The 18,175-nt window shown below is 77.7% G+C and carries 14 protein-coding genes; 3 read left to right on the top strand and 11 right to left on the bottom strand.

Going from position 1 to position 18,175, the window contains the following annotated elements:
• The first annotated feature begins 25 nt into the window (after positions 1-25).
• Positions 26-1,732 (top strand): Hsp70 family protein, encoded by a 1,707-nt coding sequence (locus tag ACI79X_RS13220; protein ID WP_457025863.1) that lies wholly within the window; start codon positions 26-28, stop codon positions 1,730-1,732.
• A 3-nt stretch (positions 1,733-1,735) separates the two neighbouring features.
• A complete protein-coding gene (locus ACI79X_RS13215; protein ID WP_457025862.1) occupies positions 1,736-4,048 on the top strand; it encodes a hypothetical protein in 2,313 nt (770 codons plus the stop codon).
• Between the two features lies 1 nt (position 4,049).
• On the opposite strand, the gene ACI79X_RS13210 is transcribed toward ACI79X_RS13215, so the two are convergent.
• The 5 genes from ACI79X_RS13210 to ACI79X_RS13190 all read right to left on the bottom strand — a co-directional run bounded on the left by ACI79X_RS13210 (position 4,050) and on the right by ACI79X_RS13190 (position 9,602).
• Complete coding sequence (locus ACI79X_RS13210) at positions 4,050-5,993, bottom strand: S9 family peptidase (RefSeq protein WP_457025861.1); 1,944 nt, start codon at positions 5,991-5,993, stop codon at positions 4,050-4,052.
• Between the two features lie 65 nt (positions 5,994-6,058).
• Positions 6,059-7,051 carry an AIM24 family protein gene (locus ACI79X_RS13205; protein ID WP_457025860.1) on the bottom strand — a complete coding sequence of 331 codons (993 nt, stop codon included), beginning with the start codon at positions 7,049-7,051 and terminating at the stop codon, positions 6,059-6,061.
• 10 nt (positions 7,052-7,061) lie between these two features.
• A complete protein-coding gene (locus ACI79X_RS13200; protein WP_457025859.1) occupies positions 7,062-7,706 on the bottom strand; it encodes an AIM24 family protein in 645 nt (214 codons plus the stop codon).
• A 3-nt stretch (positions 7,707-7,709) separates the two neighbouring features.
• Positions 7,710-8,327 carry an AIM24 family protein gene (locus ACI79X_RS13195; protein ID WP_457025858.1) on the bottom strand — a complete coding sequence of 206 codons (618 nt, stop codon included), beginning with the start codon at positions 8,325-8,327 and terminating at the stop codon, positions 7,710-7,712.
• A gap of 141 nt (positions 8,328-8,468) precedes the next feature.
• Positions 8,469-9,602, bottom strand: a complete 1,134-nt coding sequence (locus tag ACI79X_RS13190) for a DUF475 domain-containing protein (RefSeq protein ID WP_457025857.1) — start codon at positions 9,600-9,602, stop codon at positions 8,469-8,471.
• Between the two features lie 260 nt (positions 9,603-9,862).
• Between ACI79X_RS13190 and ACI79X_RS13185 the strand changes: the two genes are divergently transcribed.
• On the top strand, positions 9,863-11,149 hold the full coding sequence (locus ACI79X_RS13185) for a hypothetical protein (protein ID WP_457025856.1): 1,287 nt from the start codon (positions 9,863-9,865) through the stop codon (positions 11,147-11,149).
• Here ACI79X_RS13185 and ACI79X_RS13180 read toward each other — a convergent pair.
• The 6 genes from ACI79X_RS13180 to ACI79X_RS13155 all read right to left on the bottom strand — a co-directional run bounded on the left by ACI79X_RS13180 (position 11,146) and on the right by ACI79X_RS13155 (position 17,959).
• Entirely contained in the window at positions 11,146-11,919 is a 774-nt protein-coding gene (locus tag ACI79X_RS13180) for an alpha/beta hydrolase (protein WP_457025855.1), read from the bottom strand. The genes ACI79X_RS13185 and ACI79X_RS13180 overlap by 4 nt on opposite strands.
• A gap of 116 nt (positions 11,920-12,035) precedes the next feature.
• The gene (locus tag ACI79X_RS13175) at positions 12,036-12,854 is read right to left on the bottom strand and encodes a hypothetical protein (RefSeq protein ID WP_457025854.1); all 819 of its coding nucleotides are present in this window, start codon (positions 12,852-12,854) and stop codon (positions 12,036-12,038) included.
• Positions 12,851-13,978, bottom strand: a complete 1,128-nt coding sequence (locus ACI79X_RS13170; protein WP_457025853.1) for a cysteine protease StiP family protein — start codon at positions 13,976-13,978, stop codon at positions 12,851-12,853. The genes ACI79X_RS13175 and ACI79X_RS13170 overlap by 4 nt, the downstream gene beginning before the upstream one ends.
• Entirely contained in the window at positions 13,975-15,273 is a 1,299-nt protein-coding gene (locus ACI79X_RS13165) for a phosphoribosyltransferase domain-containing protein (protein WP_457025852.1), read from the bottom strand. Before ACI79X_RS13165 ends, ACI79X_RS13170 begins: the two co-directional genes overlap by 4 nt.
• Positions 15,270-16,472, bottom strand: coding sequence for an HpcH/HpaI aldolase/citrate lyase family protein (locus ACI79X_RS13160; RefSeq protein ID WP_457025851.1), 1,203 nt, complete (start codon positions 16,470-16,472; stop codon positions 15,270-15,272). Before ACI79X_RS13160 ends, ACI79X_RS13165 begins: the two co-directional genes overlap by 4 nt.
• 80 nt (positions 16,473-16,552) lie before the next feature.
• Positions 16,553-17,959: a VWA domain-containing protein gene (locus ACI79X_RS13155; RefSeq protein ID WP_457025850.1), complete on the bottom strand. Its 1,407-nt coding sequence runs from the start codon at positions 17,957-17,959 to the stop codon at positions 16,553-16,555.
• Positions 17,960-18,175: the final 216 nt, after the last annotated feature.

Genomic DNA, 18,175 nt, shown 5'->3' with positions numbered 1-18,175 from the left:
AGGGGGCGCCACTATCCTGCGGACCGTGCCCCGCGGTGCCCGTCTGCCCTCGCCCACCGTCCACGGCATCGACCTCGGCACCACCTACAGCTGCCTCGCCCAGGTGGGCGAGGACGGCGCCGCCGAGGTCGTCCCCCTCCTCGACGGCGAGCGCACCCTGCCCAGCGTCGTCCTGTTCGTCGGCCCCGACGACTACGTCACCGGCGAGCGGGCCCGCGTCCTGGCCCGCGCCCAGCCCGACGACGTCTGCACGCTGGTCAAGCGGCGGATGGGCGACAGCTCCTGGCGCTTCGTCAGCCACGGCCGCTCCTGGTCGGCGCCGGCGGTCAGCAGCCTGGTGCTCAAGGCCCTGGTCAGCGAGACCGCCTTCTCCACGGCGGGCCCGGTGCAGGACGTCGTCATCACCGTCCCGGCCTACTTCGGCGACGAGGAGCGGCGCGCCACCCGGCTGGCCGGCGAGTACGCCGGGCTCACCGTCCTCGACGTCATCAACGAGCCGACGGCGGCCGCGCTGGCCTACGGCTTCGCCCGCCTCGACGGCGCGGGCCCGGCCGACTCCCTCGAGGAGGTCGCGCTCGTCTACGACCTCGGCGGCGGCACGGTCGACGTCGCGGTGGTCGAGCTGGCCGACCGGCGGCTGGCCGTCGTGGCCACCGACGGCGACCACGAGCTCGGCGGCGCCGACTGGGACGAGAAGCTCGCCGTCCACCTCTCCCGCGCCTTCCTCGCCGCCCACCCCGACGCCGAGGACCCGCTCGACGACAGCGCCGGCGGGCAGGCCCTGGTCCTGGCCGCCGAGCGGGCCAAGCGCGAGCTCAGCTCCCGCGAGAGCGTCGTCGTCCCGGTCGAGCACGACGGGCGGCGCGCCGACGTGCCGGTCACCCGCGCCGAGTTCGAGCGGCTCACCGCCGGCCTGCTCGACCGCACGGTGGAGCTCACCCGCGCCGCCGTGGCCGCCGCCCGCGCGCGGGGTGTCGACCGCATCGACCGGGTGCTGCTCGTCGGCGGTTCCACCCGCATGCCCGCCGTCACCGCGCGGCTCACCGCCGAGCTCGGCGTGCCGGCCGAGGTGCACGACCCCGACCTCGCCGTCGCCAAGGGCGCCGCCGTCTACGGCCGCAAGAAGCAGCTCGAGCGGCTGCTCACCGCCGACCTGGTCACCCGCGGCGCGCTCGGCCCGGGCACGCCGCTGGAGTACGCGGCCGACGCCGACGTCGACGCCGCCTGCGCCCGCCTCGGGAACGCCGTCGGGCTCACCGCGGCCCAGGTGCGGCGCACCGTGGAGATCCAGGTGCTCAACACCGTCTCGCGCGGCTTCGGCGTCCTCGCGCTCGACCGCTTCGGCGAGCCGGCCACCGTCTTCCTGGTGCACCGCAACGACCGGCTGCCCATCGCCGTCCGCCGCTCGTTCGGCACCGTCCACGACGACCAGCGGGTGGTCACCATCCGGGTGGTCGAGCAGGGCGGCGGCGCGGAGTCGCCGCGGCCGGAGGACGCCAAGCTGCTCGCCGAGGCCTCCATCGAGGACATCCCGCCCGGGTACCCCGCCGGCACGGAGATCCAGGTGGTGCTGCGGATGGGCTTCGACGGGATCCTCGAGCTCACCGCCCTGCACGAGGGCCTCACCGACCGGCCGCTCACCGTGCGCGTGGAGACCGGCGCCGCGCTCAGCCAGGCCGACGTCGCCCGGGAGCGGGCGCAGGTCGGCCGGGTCCGCCACCGGCAGGACTGACGCGTGCTGCCTCCTTTCGACGGCAACGGCTACCGCAAGCGGGTCCTCGCCGCGATCGAGGCCCGCGGCGGTGCGGACACCACCGACCCGTTCGAGGTCTACGACCTCCCCCTCGACGCCGCCGGGCAGCTGACCGACGACGAGGTCGCCCGGCAGGTCGACGCCGTCTGGGCGTTCTGGCAGAAGCAGCGCGACCACCCCAAGTACCGGGGCCTGGTCACCGCACTGCTCGGCTCGCACGACGCCCTCGCCGCGCAGCTGCGCACCGCCGGCGGGCGGCAGTGGCTGGCCGGGCAGACCCGCGCCGAGCGGGCCCGCCGCGACGCCGCCCGGTACACCGAGCTGGACGCCGCGCTGCAGCGACTCGTCGAGCGCTTCGGCGGGGTGCCCGCCGACAAGGTCGCCGGCCTGCGCGCGATGGCGGCCGCGGCCGGGCTCGACGACGCCGCCTTCGAGGCCCGGCTGCGCGGGCACCGGCTGCTCGGCGCCGAGGTCCCGCCGGCACCGGAGGCCGCGGCAGGCGCCGCGGTGGTGCTGCGGCAGGTCCGCGACGGCCTGGAGGAGCTCGGCCGGATCGAGGGTGCCCGGGTGCCCAGCCTGCACGCCCTGCTCGAGCTGCCCCCGACCGCCGATCGCGAGACCGTCCGCCGGCGCCGCGACGCCCTGCTCGTGGTCAACCGGCAGCGCCGCCCCGACCGGCGGCGGGCGCTCGTCGACGACCTGCTCGCCGCCGCCGGCACGCTGCTCGTCGACGGCGACCCCGCCGTCTACCTCGACGCCCTGGCCGACGACGTCCGCGCGGCGCTGCGGCCCCGGGTCGCTGCGGCCGTGCTCGTCGAGGACCGGCTCACCCCCGCCGACGCGTACCTGCTCGTGCAGGAGGCGCAGGCCGCCGGCCTCGACCCGCAGCGCGCGACCGACGTGGTCACCGGGCTGGCGCGCGAGGCGGGCGCCACGGTGGACCTGCCCGCGCCGCCGCCGGCGCGCGTGCCCGGCCGCGCCGACTGGCAGGCCGAGGTGTCCGCGGCCCGTGCGGCGCTGCGGGAGGGTCGGGCCGCCGCCGCGCGCCAGCACGCCGACGCCGCGCTGGCCGCGGCCGGCGAGCTGCTCCCGCCGATCCGGGCCGTGCGCGACGAGGCGGCCGAGGCCACCGCCCGCGCGGAGGCCGCGTGGCGCGCGGTCGGGCCGGCGCTGGCCGCCCGGCGGCACGCCGCCGCCGCGACGGCGCTCGAGCAGCTGGTCGCCACCGCCGCCGACGTCCCCGGGCCGCGCGGGCAGGACGCCGCCGAGCTGCTCCGGCGCTCGCGGGAGGCGCTGGCGATGGCCGACGCCGTCCTCGCCCCGCCCTGCACCGGCCGGGACCGGGAGGACGCGCTGCTGGCCGCCCTCGACGCCGTCGCCGACCACCCGGCCGCCCGGGCCGAGCTCGCCGCGCTCCCCGTCGCCCCGCCCACCGGTGTGCACACCGTCCCCGCGCCCGGCGGCGCCCGCGAGGTGCGGTGGACGCGCTCGACCTCAGGCGGCCCGGTCGAGTACCGGGTCCTCCGCGTGCGGCCCGACGGCGGCCGCCAGGTGGTCGGCTCGACGACCGGCACGTCCCTGGAGGACGGCGGGTACGGCCCGGTCACCGGCCACGTCGTCGTCGCCTCACGGTTCGGGGTCGCCTCCGCGGAGGCGGCCACCGGCGCGGCCCCCGCGGAGGCGACCACGGGCGGGGTCCCCGCTCCTGCGCCCCGGCCGGCCCCGGTGGTCGAGGCGCCCCCGGCCGGCTCGCTCACCGCCCTCCCCCACGGCCGCCGACTGCGGCTGGTCCACGACGTCCCCGCCGCCGAGGTGCGCCGGCTGCCCGCGGGCGCCACCCCGCCCGCGCCGGGCACCGCCGTCGCCGACCCCGACGCCCTCGGCGCCCTGGTGCCGGCCGTGGGCCCGGGGCTGGCGGTCGACGCGCGGCCCTCGGCGCCGGTCACCGAGTACGTGCTGCTCGTGCGCACCGGCACGGCCGCCGTCGCGGGGCCCAGCGCCGCCTGGGTGGTGCTGCCGCCGGTGTCCGGGGCGGCGGTCGAGGGCGACCGGCTGCGCTGGACCTGGCCCGAGGGCTGCACCGAGGTGGTCGCGGTGGTCCGCCGGGACGCCCCGCCCGAGAGCCCCGGGGACGGCACCCGGCGCAAGGTCACCAACACCCGCTACGAGATCGACGGCGGCCTGCCGCTGCCCGACGAGACGGGGCACGTGGCGCTGTTCCCGTGCACGCGGGTGGGTGGGCGGCTGCTCGTGGGCGGCGAGGCGCCGGCGGACGCGCGGGTGCGGCTGGGCTGACTCAGCCCGGGCCCGCGGGGAGCCAGCGGTCCCACCAGGCGAGCAGGTGCTCGAACCGGGCCATCCGGTGCCGCGGCCGGCCCGAGCGGGTGAGCTCGTGCCCCTCGCCGGGGAACAGCAGCAGCGCGGTGGGCACCCCGCGCCGCTGCAGCGCGACGAACAGCCGCCGCCCCTGCTCGAGGGGGCAGCGCTCGTCGTCCTCGGAGTGCACGACCAGGGTGGGCGTGCGGATGGCGTCGGCGGCGGCCAGCGGGCTCGCCGGCTGCTCGCCGAGGTGGGCGCCGGCGAACCACCAGCCGATGTCGCTGGTGCCGGCGAAGGAGACCGGGTCGGTGAGCGCCCGCTCGACGACGGCCGCGGCGAACCGGTCGGTGCGGGTGAGCAGCAGGGCGGTGAGGTAGCCGCCGTAGGAGCCGCCGGCGATGCCCACCCGCTCGGCGTCGAGAGCGGGGTCGGCCAGCGCCGCGTCGAGGAAGGCCAGCACGTCGTCGGCGTCCAGCCCGCCCCACGCCCCGACGATCGCCCGCCCGTGCGCCTCGCCGTAGCCCGACGAGCCGCGCGGGTTGCACTGCACCACCGCGTAGCCCGCCGAGACGTACACCTGCACCTCGTCGAGCAGCGACCACCCCCACTGGGTGTGCGGCCCGCCGTGCACGAGCAGCAGCACCGGGTGCGGGCCCTCCCCCGCCGGCACGGTGACCCAGCCGTGCACCGGCGTCCCGTCGGGGGCGACGGCGGTGCGCTCGGTGGCGCGGTGCAGCCGGCCGGTGGCGCCCAGCGCCGACCCGAAGCCGGTGAGCAGCCGGCGGCGCCCGGGGGTGAGGGCCACCAGCTCGCCGGCCGAGCGGTCGTGGGCCACGGTGGCGACGACGACCCCGCCGGCCGCGGCGAACCCGCGCACGGTGAACGGGCCGTCGACGAGCGTCTCAGGCCGGCCGCCGTCCAGCGGCACCCGCAGCAGCTCCACCCCGCCGCGCCGCTCGACGCCGACCAGCGCGGCACCGCCGGACAGCACCGTCGCCGGCGTCTCGTCGCCGCGGCCGTCCTCGGCGGGGTCGAGGACCGGCTCGAGCTCCCCGCCGCCGAAGGAGACCCGGCACAGGGTGAAGGAGCGGGCGGCGACGTCGAGCCCGTCGGGGCCGAGGTCGGGGCGGGCGGTGACGTAGACGGTGGTGCCGGCCGCGTCGAACGCCGGCAGCCGGCACTCGCCGCGGCTGCGCGTGACCCGCCGCGGCCGGCCGCCGGTCACCGGGACGACGAACACGTCGCGCACGCAGTCGCGGTCGGCGCCGGGGTGACGGGCGGAGACGAAGGCCAGCAGCTCGCCGTCGGGCGACCAGGCGACGTCGGCGTCCTCCCCGGACCCGTCGGTCAGCCGGCGCGGCGGCGGGACGTCGTCGGCCAGCGGGTCGGCGGGCAGGTCGAGCACGAACACGCAGGAGGGCCGGTCGGCGGTGTACCCGACGTCGTCCAAGCGCGACCGCAGCCGGGTGACCAGCCGCGGTGGCTCGGCCTCCGGCGGCACCACGCGGCCCTCGGCGTCCGGGGTGCCGTAGCGGCCCTCCTCGGGGACGCGGGCCACCCAGGCGAGCCGGCGGGAGTCCGGCGACCACACCGGGGCGCCGGCGCCGAGCGGGGCGTCGGTGAGCCGGCGCGGCGCGCCCCCGGCGGTGGGCAGCAGGTGCACCTGCGGCCGGCCGCCGGCCCCGGCGGAGAGGTAGGCGATCCAGCGGCCGTCCGGGGAGAACGACGGCGCGGAGTCGCGGGCGCCGGAGGTGAGCGGGCGGGCCGGCGCCGAGCCGTCGGTGGGCACCGCCCACAACTGCCCGCGGTACTCGTCGGCGTCGACGTCGGGGCGGGTCACGGCCACCACTGCCATCCGCCCGTCGGGCGAGACGGTGGGCGCACCCGGCGTGCGCAGCAGGGCGAGGTCGGCGGGCCGCATGGCCTACCGAGCGTAGTGCAGCGCTCACCCCGGCCGGGTCCGCGCGGGACCCGGCCGGGGCGCGCTCACTGCTGCTGCGCGCGGGCGATCAGCCGCTGCCCGAGCGAGCCGGCCTGGCTGTTGGTGAGCAGCTGGGTCTGCGACTCGACCAGCCGCAGCACCGCCGGGTCCTCGCGGGCGATCTCCGACGACTGCAGCAGGATCGTGCCCTGGCCGGTGAAGTCGTACTGCCGTTCCTCGCCGGAGGCCCGGCCCAGCGCGCCCGAGATCATCCCGCGGATGTTCTGGGTCATCCACTGCGCGTCGTGGTGCACCGACGGCGACGGGCAGTCGGCCCAGCCGAGCAGCGCGTCGGGGTCGGCCCGGAACGGCGGCTCGACGAAGATCACCGGCCCGTTGGACGAGGCGATGAACTTGCCCGTGCCGATGAGGGTGACGAACCCCGGCACGATCGACTGCTTGAGCTCCAGCTGCTTGGAGAACGCGCAGAGGTTGCTCGCCTTGATCGTCAGGTTGCCGTCGTCGAGGTCGTAGGCGTTGAGGTCGAAGCCGCGGTCGCCGATGAGCACCTTGCCGTGGCCCTGGGCGACCACCCAGTCCTGGATGTAGACCGGGCTGGAGAAGCGGTTGGCCACCCACGCCTGCACCGAGGAGTACTCGCTCACGGCGTCGAACTGGACGTTGCCGTAGTACGCCAGCATCGCGCCCTTGCTCATGAACCACTCGCCGTCGAGCGCGATGCAGAACACGTAGGGGTTGACGTTGTCGTCGTCGGGCAGCGACTGCGGGTTCAGCGTGGCCGGCACGCCGCTGGGCGCGCCCTGCGGCGGCGGGCCGCCGTACGGCGGCTGCCCGTAGCCGGGCGGCGGGGGCTGGCCGTACCCCGGCTGCGGCGGCTGGCCGTAGCCGGGGTGCGGCTGGCCGTACCCCGGCTGGGGCTGCCCGTAGCCGGGCTGGGGCTGGCCGTAGGGGTTGCCCGGGGGCTGGCCGTGGCCGGGCTGCGGCTGGCCGCCGTAGGGGTTGCCGCCGCCGTAGGGGTTGCCGGGTGGGTAGGTCATCGTCGCCGCCTCAGAACTTCTGCTCGCTGGCCTGGACGTACACGGTGCCGTGGCCGCTGATCCGCAACTGGAACGCCTCCCCGGACCCGCGGCCGACGACGTCGCGGAAGCCCACCTTGGCGGCGAGGTCCACCGACAGCTGGCCGACGTGGCCGACGTAGGCCTGCGGGTCGACGCCGACCTGCTGACCGTTGAGCTGGAGCGGGAACGCCCCGCCGTGCGAGAGCACCGCGACCGCGCCGCGGCCGTGCACGTTCGTGGTGAACAGGCCCTGCCCGGTCATCGCGCCGCTGATCGCCTGCTTGACGCCGCCGGAGCCGAGGAACTGCACGCTGGTCTGCAGGTTCGCGTCGTGGGCGAGCAGCCGGTCGGCCTCGCAGACCAGCGGCGCGCCGCCGTCGAGCTCGAGGACGGTCACGTACAGGCCCTTGTAGCCGTAGAGCACCTGGCCGGTGCCCTCGGTGGCCATCATCGCGTTGGACTCCCCCGACATGGCCGCGCCGACCATGCCGCCGATGCCGCGGCCCTGCCCGTGCACTGGGCGGAAGGTGACCTGCCCGGAGTAGCCGAGCATCGCGCCGCGGCGGGCCAGCACCGGCGCGGCCGGGCTGACGTGGGCGCGCACGACCTTGCTGTTGACGGTCTCGAAGCTCACGGGTCAGCGCTCCGCGGACTGGACGAGCACCAGGCCGTGCCCGGTGAAGCGGAGGGAGAAGGGCTCGCCGGAGCCCTCGCCCACGAGGGACTTCCAGGAGACGCCGGAGACCAGGTTCATCGACAGCTGGCCGCGGGAGCCGACGTAGGCGTCGGGGTCGACGACGAGGTCGGCGCCGGGCGCGACCTCCAGCGCCATGACGGGCCCCTCGGACACCAGCGCGACCTGGCCGTGGCCGGAGACCGTCGTCGTCGCCAGGCCCTGCCCGCTGGTGACGCCGCGCAGCCCGGAGAACTGGACGTCGAGGCGCAGCTGCTCGGTGTGGGCGAGGATGTGCTCGCTCTCCACGGTCAGCGTGTCACCGGCCAGGTCGACGACGAGGACGTCCATCGCGTCCAGCGCGAGGTACACCCGGCCGGAGCCGGAGCAGTCCATGAGCGAGATGCTCTCGCCGGCGACGGCGCGCTTGAGCGCCGCCCGCATGCCGCCGCCCCCGCCCATGCCGGAGCTCTTGAAGTCGACGTTGCCCTCGAAGGCGACCATCGAGCCGCTGGCGGCCCGGATGCGGTCGCCGTGGAGGTCGGCGTGCAGGACGCGTTTGTGGGCGGTGAGCTGAGCCACGGATGCCTCTCGGGACGGGTGCGGGGACCGGCCGGACCGTATCCGCCCCCTCCGGACCGGCGGTAGGTCTCCCGCCCCGCCGTCCCCGGACGCACCAGCGGCCCCGGGGCGGGTGCCCCGGGGCCGCTGGCGACCGGTGCGTCAGCTCCGGCCAGCGGTCACCTCGTCGCGCCGCTCGGCGGTGCCGGAGGGCACCCCGGTGGCCTCGCGGCGGCTGGCCACGATGCTGCTGATCACCGCGGCGACGATGAAGAGCAGGCCGGTCAGGCCGGTCACGTACTCGCTGATGTGGAACCGCAGCTCGAGGATCATGATCACGGCCAGGAAGCCGATGGCCCACATGGCGCCGTGCTCGAGGTAGCGGTACTCGTCGAGGGTGCCCTTGTCGACCATGTAGATGGTCAGCGACCGCACCCAGAAGGCGCCGATGCCCAGGCCCAGCGCGATGATGAAGATGTCGCTGCTGATGGCGAACGCGCCGATGACGCCGTCGAAGGAGAACGACGCGTCGAGCACCTCGAGGTAGAGGAACGCGGCGAAGCCGGCGCCCGCGACCGCCTTGGTGGCGGTGCCGGCGGCGTTGCCGCTCCCGTTGCCGCCGGCCGCGGTCTCGCCGGTGGCGCTCACGTCGTCGTCCTCGTCGGCGCCCTCGGGGGCCTCGAGCATCTCGTTGAGCCCGCCGATGAGCAGGTAGGTGAACAGGCCGGCGAGGCCGGCGGCGAGGACGGTGGCGTACTTGTCGTCGTCGGCGATCTGCGAGCCGAGGTAGATGACCGCCAGCGCGATGACGATCGCCAGGTAGGGCAGCTTGCCGGCCTTGGCCAGCGGGCGCTCCAGCCACGACAGCCAGTGGATCTCCCGGTCCTCGTCGAAGAGGAAGTTCAGGAAGATCATCAGCAGGAAGATGCCGCCGAAGGTGTAGATGGCCTCGGCCGCGGACTCGACGTTCTCGCCGTAGGCCTCCTGGTCGGTCAGGGCCAGGTCCCACACCTCGGGGATCGACAGGCCGGCGGTGATCGAGACGAGCACGATCGGCAGCAGCAGGCGCATCCCGAACACGGCGATGAAGATGCCGACGTAGAGGAACAGCTTCCGCCACAGCGGGCTCATCCGGCGCAGGACCTTGGCGTTGACCACGGCGTTGTCGAACGAGAGGCAGACCTCGAGGACGCCGAGGACCGCGACGGCCAGCAGGGCCGCGGGCCCGCCGAACACCACCGCGGTGACGAGCGCGGCCACCGTCAGACCGACGGAGAAGCCGAAGTAGCGGAGCATCAGGTTTCCTTTCCGACGCCTGGTGGACCAGGCGGCGACGACGGGCCGGCGCTCACCGGGCCGGATCGGCCGGGACGCGGGCCCCGGTTACCAACGGGAGGGGTCCGGTTGCGGTTCCCGCCGCCCTCCGGCGGGCGACGGGCGGGACGGGCTCAGCCGACCGGGCGGTCGGCGCCGCCCGTCCGGGGGCGGCCGGTCCCGACGTGGTAGGCAGACCGCGCCGGGGCGCGACCGCCCCGGGGGCGCGGGAGGAGGCGGACGTGAGCGGGCTCGGTGGTGCACCCGCTCCCCGCTGGTGGCGCCGCGACCGCGACGCCGGCCTGCGGGAGGCCGCGGCCGCGCGCGAGGCGGCGGCCGCCGCCATGCTCGACCTCGACGCCGCCCTGGCGGACCTGCCCGACGCCGTGGCCGCGGCCGAGGAGGCCGGCGCGGTCCCGGCACCGGGGACGGGCGGACGACGGGCTCAGCACCGCATCCCCGCTCCCGACTCGTTGGCCCGCGACTGGCGGGATCTCTCGGCCCACGCCGACGCGGTCATTGGACACTATCTGCAGGCGCTTTCCAACAACGCCGCCGACGGGCCCGGCGCGTCCGACCCCGCCCGCGCCGCCGCCGACCTGGGCGCCGCCGCGACCGCGCTGCGCGAGGTGCACGCGCAGGTGCTGCGCTTCCGCGAGCAGTACGGCGCGGTGCTCGCGGCCGCCGCGCGCACGCGGGCCGCGGCCGCGGCCGAGGTGACGGCGGCGCGGGAGGCCCGGACGGCGGCCGTCGCCGCGCTGTCCGGCGCGGCCGGGGGCGCGCTCACCGACGGCGGGGTCGAACCGCTCCTCGCGGAGTCCGCCGCCGCGCTCGCCGGCGCGGAGTCGGCGCTGGCCGAGCGCCGCGCCGCCGACGCCGCGGCGGCCGCCGCCCGCGCCCGCCGGGCCGCCGACGCCGCCGTCGAGCGGCTGCGCGGGCTGGCGGGCCGGGCCGAGGCGGTGCGCCGGGGCGCGGCGTCGGTGCGCACCCGCCGGGAGGCGCTGGGCACCCGCCACGAGCGGCTGGCGCCGGTGATGAGCGAGCTGCGCCGGCGCTACCCGCTCTCGGCGTGGTCCGACGTCGAGCGGGCCCCGCAGCGGGCGGCCGGGGCGCTGGCCGAGGCCGACGCGGCGCTGGAGGCGCTGACCGCGGCGCTGCGCGAGCCGCTCCTGGACGTGCCGGCGGCGGAGGCACTGCTCGCCCGGGTCCGCGCCGCGGCCGGCCGGGTCGACGACGAGGTGCGCGCCGCGACCGCCCGGCTGTCCCGCCTCGACGCCGTCGCCGCCGACCCGGGGTCGCTGCTCGGTGAGGTGCAGCGCGCCGTCGTCGACGCGCGGCGCTTCCTCGGCGGGTTGCCCGAGGAGCGCGCCCGCCGGTTCCGCCGCACCTTCGAGGAGCTGGCCCGCCGGCTGCCGCCGCTGGAGTCCGCGGCCCGCGGCGAGCGACCGGACTGGGGCGCGGTGCTGCGCGAGGCGGAGTCGATCGAGCAGGGCCTGGCCGCGCTGGTGCGCACCGCCCGCGCGGACTAGCCGCCGGAGCCGACGGGGAGGCGGGCGGAGAGCCAGGCGCCGCGCTCCTCCCGGGCCGCGCGGGCCAGCGCCGTCGGGTGGCCGGTGAAGCCGTGCGGCTGCCCCGGGTAGACGCGGACGTCGACGTCGACGCCCGCGGCGGCGAGCCGGGCGGCCATGACCAGGTCGTCCTCCAGCAGCACGTCGTCCTCGCCGACGACGAGCAGGACCGGCGGCAGCCCGCGCAGGTCGCCGAAGAGGGGCGAGACGTCGGGCAGCGTGCGGTCGGCGACCGCCCCGGCGTAGGCGGTGAGGAACCACTCGCCGGCGATCCGGCGTCCGGCGGGGGTGGTGCCGCTGAGGTCGAAGGTGCCGTACTCGAGGACGGCGCCGGCGACGGCGTCCCCCAGGCCCGCGTCGCGGAGCCGGAGCAGCGTCGTCGCCGCGAGGGTGGCCCCGGCGGAGCTGCCGGTGACCGCCAGGGCGGGGGTGCCGGACCGGGCCGGGGCGTGCCCGAGCAGCCAGCGGGCGGCGGCCTCGCAGTCGTCGGGCGCGGCGGGCCAGGGGTGCTCGGGCGCGAGCCGGTACCCGGGCACCACCACGACGACGCCGAGGGTCCGCGCCGTCTCCGCGGCCCGTTCCAGCCCGGCCGCCGTCGGCCCGAGGGTGAAGCCGCCGCCCGGCAGGTCGAGGACCGCGCCGCGCGCCGCGCCGGGCGGTTCGTGCACCCACAGCGGGACCTCGCCGGCGTGCGCGTCGGGCGGCCGCACCGGGGGCAGCTGCGCCCGCACCGCGCGCAGCTCCGCCAGGGACGCCGGCCCGCGCCGCGCGCCGCGCGCGGCGTGAAGGCCCGGGCCTCCGGCACGAGCGGGGCGAGGTCGGCCCGGACCGGGTCCAGGCGCACGGGTCAGGCCCGCGCCAGCAGCCAGCGCACGATCTCCTCGCCGGCCGCGGCGCCGGTGGCGCCGGTGACGGCGACCCGCGCGCCGGTCCAGCCCTGCTCGTGCAGCTCGCCGTGCGCGGGGCGGACGGCGGCGTCGGCGGCCAGCAGCATCGGCGCGTCGAGCAGGCTGTCGCCGGCGCACAGCAGCCGCGGCGCAGGCCCCTCCCCCGCGAGCAGCCGGCGCAGCCGCAGCAGCCCGGCGGCCTTCGACAGCCCCGCGGGGACGACGTACACCTTGCGGCCCTGCACGCTCAGCGTGGCGCCCGCGGCGGTGGCGGCGTCGGTGGTGGCGGCCAGCCAGTCCTCGGGGATGCCGTCGCGGGTGTGCGCGACGAGGTAGCCGAACAGGCCCTCGGCGGACCGCACGGTGCGCACCCACGGCTCGCCGGCCACCGCCTCCAGGGGCGCGAGCAGCTCGGGCAGCGGCGCGGCCTCGGCGGCGGTCGCGGCCGCCCAGGCGTCCCAGCCCGGGTCGCGGACGCCGTCGGCGAGCAGCACGCCGCCGTTGCCGCACAGCGCGTAGCGGGGCACGACCGGCAGCCGCACCCGCCCGTACTGGGCCTCGGTGCGGGTGGTCACCGGCACCAGGACGGCGCGGCGGGACAGCTCGGCCAGCAGCTCCCAGGACGCCGGCGTCGCGTGGCTGAGCGGAGCGCCGTCGAGGTGCTCGACCACCTGCAGGCCCTCGGTCGTCCCGGCGGCGGACGCCGAGTAGATGAGGGTGCGGTCGAGGTCCACGGCGGCCACGGTCGTGAGCACGGTGGCAGGCAGGACGGCGGTCACCGGCCCACCGGCCGGATCAGCCCGACGCACGAGTACGGCAGGTCGGGCACCTCCACCAGCGGCACCCCGCGGGCGCGGGCCAGCGCGGCGACGTGCCGCAGGTCCTCGGCGCGGTCGGGGCGCACCAGCACCTGCCAGGGCACCCGGCGCAGCAGCACCCGCGTCGTCTCCCCCACCCCGGGCTTGACCAGGTTGACGTCGGCGATGCCGTGCTCCGCCGCGATCGCCTCGACGGCGGCCCAGCCGGCCCACGTCGGGCGGCGCGCGGCGGCCGGGACGTCGTCGGCGGGCGCGGTCGCCGGGAACGCCGCCGCGACGGTGTCGACGAACAGCGCGGACACGTCGGCGCCGGCGAGCTCGGCGTAGTACTTCGCGCCGTGGAACATGCCGGGGCCGATGAGGTCCTCGCGCAGCACCGTGCGGCTGACCAACCCGGACACCGTGCTGTTGAGGCAGGCGCTGGGGATGAGGAAGTCGTCGCGGGTGCCGTACAGCTCGGTGCAGACGCCGGGATCGGCGAGGACGGCGAGCCGGTCGTCGAGGGCGGCGTCCCCGGGGTGCTCGGCCACCCAGCCGGCCACCGCCTCGGTGAGCTGACGCTGGATGGCGCCCTTGCCGGTCCAGCCGTCGACGAAGCGCACCGCCGACGCCGGGTGCCGCGCGAGCACGTGCGCCACGGCGACCCGGTCGATGCCGCGGCCACGGATGATCGAGACGGTGTAGTGCGGCACCTCGACGCCGCGCGAGGCCAGGAACCAGCGGCGCAGCATCACCCCGATCGGCGTGCCGGCGCGGGCGAGGGAGACGAGCACCGGCGTCTGCCCGTGCGCGGCCGCGGCGTCCCAGACCAGCTCGCCGACCCGCGCGACGGCGTCGGCCAGGCGCTGCGCGGAGGCCTCCAGTGCGGCGGTGAACAGCGCCAGGTACGCCTCGTCGGGCTGGTACTCGACCGGCAGCATCTCCGAGTAGTGGGTGCCCGACTGGATCGCCTCCTCACGGTCCTCGGTGCCGCGCTCGAGCGCGACCGACGACAGGTCGGTGAGCAGCCAGGTCACCTCCTCGGGCGCGTACGAGCCGAACCGGCCGGGCACGGCGGGCGCGAGGCCCGGCTGCAGCGCGGTCACGGGGTGGGCTCCGAGAGCGGGACGGTCACCAGGTGCACGGCGCGGGCGGCGAACGGGCGCAGCGCCTCGGCCAGCGGGGCGGCGTCGGCGGCCGGGGCGTCGACCACGACCACGACGTCGTCGGCGCGCAGGTCCGACCAGCGCCCGGCCGGGACGGCGGCCGGGTCGGCGAGGTTGTGCACCAGGGAGCCGCGCGAGGGCTCGTCGGGCGCGGGGAAGGCCAGGCTGCGGCGCAGGGCGTAGCCGGGGTCGTCGGCGGCGTGCACGGGGCTCCGGGTGGTCGACTGGGTGGTGACGGGGACGCCGCCGAGCCGGCCGGCCAGGGCGGCGGCGAGCGCGGCGGGCGCGTACATGAGCTCCTCGGTGCCGAGCACGAGGACGCCGCGGCTGCCGGCGAGCGCGGGGGCGAGCGCCTCGGCGGCCTCCTCCGCGCCGCGCCGGAGCGCGGCGGTGCCGGTGGCGGGGAGGCCGTGCCGGGCGGAGGTGGGCGCGTCGGCCGGCCACAGCCCGGCGTGCACGCGCACCGCGCCCGGCGCCCCGGACGGCGGCGGCGCGGGGGCGGGCAGCGCGGCCCGGGCGGCGGCGGCCCGCGACAGCACGTCGTCGGGCAGGTCGAGGGCGGTGGTGAGCACGGCGGCGACGTCGACCCGCACGCCCAGCGCCGCGGCGCGCTCGGCGAACGCGGCCCGCGCGGCCGGCGGGCGGGCGTCGAGCAGCGTGGCGACGACGTAGCGCTCGCGCGGCCAGCGGGCCTGCAGCTCGGCGACGGTGTTGAGCACGGTGCGGCCGCTGGTCAGCTCGTCGTCGACGAGGACCAGCGGGCCCGGGGCGTCCAGCGACACCGCGCCGGAGGGCTGCAGCGCGTGCGCGACGGCGTGCGAGTGCTCCTCCTCGAACGCCGCGGCCACCGGCACGCCGGGGTGCACGCGGCGGGTGGTCGACAGCGCCGGAGCGCCGAGCCGGGCGGCGACGCCGTGCCCGAGGCCGGTGGCGGTCTCGCAGTAGCCGATCACCAGCCCGGGGGCCTCGCCGCCGAGCAGGGCGGCCACCGCGTCGCCGAGCGCGTCGGCGGCGCCGAGGACGTCGGCCGGCGGGACCGGCACGTGCTTGCCGAGCACCCGGGAGACGACGAGGTGCGCGCGGCGCGGGTTGTCGCGCAGCCCGAGGCCGCACAGCGCGGCGAAGCCCTCGGGGTCGGCGGGCCGGACGTCGAGCAGGCGGGAGACGGTGCCGCCGATCCCCGCGGCGACGACGTCCCCGCCGGGTCCTGCGGCACCGGTGAGGGTGGCGGTCACGCGCGCCGGGCCCCCCTCGCCCCGAACACCTCGGCCAGCCGCCGGCTGCCCGCCGCGAGGAGCTCGACCAGCGCGGCCTCGTCGGCGACGACGCCGTACACCGCGGCGCGGCGGCTGATCAGCTCCGCCCACAGCGCGTGCGGGCCGATCTCGTTCATCCGCCCGTGCTCCGACACCGCGATGCCGCCCCGCCCGCGGGCGGTGAGGATCTCCAGGGCGTCGTCGTACTCGGTGCGGGAGACGGTGAGCAGCGCGTTGACCACCGACACGTGCGCCGGGTGGATGACGGTCTTGCCCAGCACGCCGTTGGCCTTGTCGAGCGCCACCTCGCGGACCAGGCCGTCGAGGTCGCCGGCGATGAGCTGCTGGCGCAGCCGGCCCTCGTCCTGCTCGGTGAACGGCGACTGGCGCAGCTGCGGCTTGAACAGCCGCTGCCCGGGGATGTGCTCCCACACCGCGCCGGTGACCACGTGCTCGCCGCCCCGGGTGAACCGGTTGACGACGTCGGCCAGGCAGTCGCGGACGACGGCGACGTCCCAGATGGTGGTGTCGCGGTCGCGGCGCAGGCCGAACAGCCCCGAGAGGTCGGTGCCGCCCACCCGCAGGCACAGCACGATCTCCCGGTGCGCCTCGACGACGGCGGCGAGCGCGGCCAGCGCCTCCGCGCGGGTCTCCCGCCAGGCGAGGTCGGGCGTCTCGAGGATCGGCATGCCGTAGAGCGGGAGGCCGGTGGCGGCGCCCACCTCGGCGATCGCCTCGAGCATCGGTCCGAGGGTGGCGCCGGTGGCCTTGGGCAGGCTGAACCCGGTGAGCCGGGCCAGCGCCGGGCCGGCGGCCAGCGCGATCGAGCGGATCTGCTCGGGCGTGCGCACCCGCACGAACACCAGCGGCAGCGGGGCCGGGTCGCCGTCGGCCACCCGCCGGTCGAGGCGCTGCAGCGCGGTGACGACGTTGGCCTCGGCCTCGCCGACCGCGGCGTGCGGGATGGCGTCCTCCAGGCACCAGACGGTGCTCGTGGCACCGACACCGGCGGCCCGGAGGGCGTCCTCGTCCAGGGCCGGCCGGGTGCCGGGGCTGTAGAGGGTGGCGCCGAGGGCCAGCGCGAGCTGGGCGCGGGGCGTCGCGGGGCCGATGTCCCCCGGCGGGACCGCGAACAGCTGCGCGCGCTCGTCGTCGGTCAGGTAGGCGAAGTGGCGCACGGACGATCCCTCTCACCCTCTGCTGGATGCGGGCTGGACGGCGCCGGAACGCCGGGTGTCGGTCTGGGGACGGTCAGGGGTCAGGGGCGCAGCAGGCCCTGGGCGCGCGCCCGCTGGAGCCAGCCGGGGTACTCCGTCATGAGCCGGTCGAACAGCGCGTCGTCGCTGATCGGCCGGCGGCCCATGAGGTCGTCCTGGTCGACGGCGAAGAAGTCGGCGTTGTCGGTGTAGCGGCCGTCGAGGTCGTCGAGCCGCTGCAGGTAGGAGAACTGCCGCTCGGGGCCGATGCCCATGAACTGCCAGAACACCGGCTCGAAGGACGCCGCCTTGATCTGCCGGGTGGCCACCGACTTGTCGCTCGGGGCGCCGTCGGTGAGGAACATGACGTAGACGGGCACCTGCGCCGGCTGCGGCTCGACCCGCTCGCGGCTGTCGCCGAAGTAGGCCTGCCGGACGGCGGCCATCGCCGCGCCGTAGCGGGTGTCGTACTCCAGCGGGTACTGCCGGGTGAGGTCGGCGATGTACTGCTGGTGGCCCTCCAGGCGCAGGCCGGGCTCGGGCCGGTGCACGTCCTTGCCGAACAGGAACACGTCGACGACGCCGTCGTCGTCGAACCGCAGGCCGAGAGCCAGCACCCGCTCGGCGAGCCGCTGGACGGCGCCGGCGCGGTAGAGCGCGGCCATCGAGCCGGAGATGTCGAGCACCAGCGCGACCCGGGCGGTGTGCTCGCCGAGGCCGCGCTTCTCCAGGCTGACGCCGGCGGTCTTGACCAGGCTGAGCATCTGCGGCGCGGAGGTGGCGAGCTTCTTCTCGAGGTCGACCAGCCGGCGCTTCTCCATGCTGACCGGGGGGCCTGCGGGAGGGGCGGCGGGCGCGGACGGCGCAGCCGGGGCGGCCGCGGCGGGGGCAGCGGCGGGGGCAGCGGCGGGGGCAGCGGCGGCGGGCTCGTCGTCGACGCTCACGCCGACGTCGGTGGCCATGCCGGCCAGGCCGTTGGTGTAGCCCTGCCCGACGGCGCGGACCTTCCACTCGGCGCCGCGGCGGTACACCTCGGCGAACACGAGCGCGGTCTCGGGACCGGCGGCCAGCTCGCAGCGCACCGCGGCCGGGGCGCCGCCCTCGGTGCCCACCTCGACGGCGAGCCCGCGCAGCGCGCCGAAGGTGCCGGCGCCGTCGAGGGAGGCGCCGATGACGACCTTCTCGACGTCGGCCGGCAGCGCGGCGGGGTCGATGCGCACCTGGTCGACGGTGGCGCCGCCGCGGGCGGACTTGCCGAGGTGGCGCACCGCGCCGCCGGCGCCCGCGGGCTGGTTGTAGAAGACGAAGTCGTCGTCGCTGCGGACCCTGCCGGCGCCGGTGGTGAGGAACGCCGAGAGGTCGGCGTCGACCCCGGGCGCGGGGTTCCAGGTGAGGGTGACGACGACGGGGCCGGTCAGGCCGGCCTGGGCGAGGCCGACGTTGCCGCCCCGGGTGAGGACGTGGACCACCGGGCGGCTCAGGCGGGGGGCGCCGGGCGGCGGCGGGCGGGTGCGGACACGGCGGGTCCTCCGGGTCTCGGGGGGCTCGGGGTGTGGCCGGCGGGGTCGCCGCCGGCCGGGGCGGCGGCCCCCGCCGCCGGGGGGGGGCGGGCCCGCGGGGGGGGGGGGCGGGGCGCCGGTCGGTCGCCCACCATGATGGCAGGGTGAGCGCCGAACCCCGTCATG

It is taken from the genome of Geodermatophilus sp. SYSU D01119 (assembly GCF_054049975.1).
The sequence above is the reverse complement of the archived record's forward strand: the minus strand, read 5'-3'. Positions and strand labels throughout refer to the sequence as shown.

Coding starts and splice junctions, on each gene's coding strand:
- ACI79X_RS13210 (WP_457025861.1), bottom strand. CDS start 5,993: ATGCGGCCCGCCGACCTCGCCCTGCTGCGCACGCCGGGTGCGCCCACC.
- ACI79X_RS13205 (WP_457025860.1), bottom strand. CDS start 7,051: ATGACCTACCCACCCGGCAACCCCTACGGCGGCGGCAACCCCTACGGC.
- ACI79X_RS13190 (WP_457025857.1), bottom strand. CDS start 9,602: ATGCTCCGCTACTTCGGCTTCTCCGTCGGTCTGACGGTGGCCGCGCTC.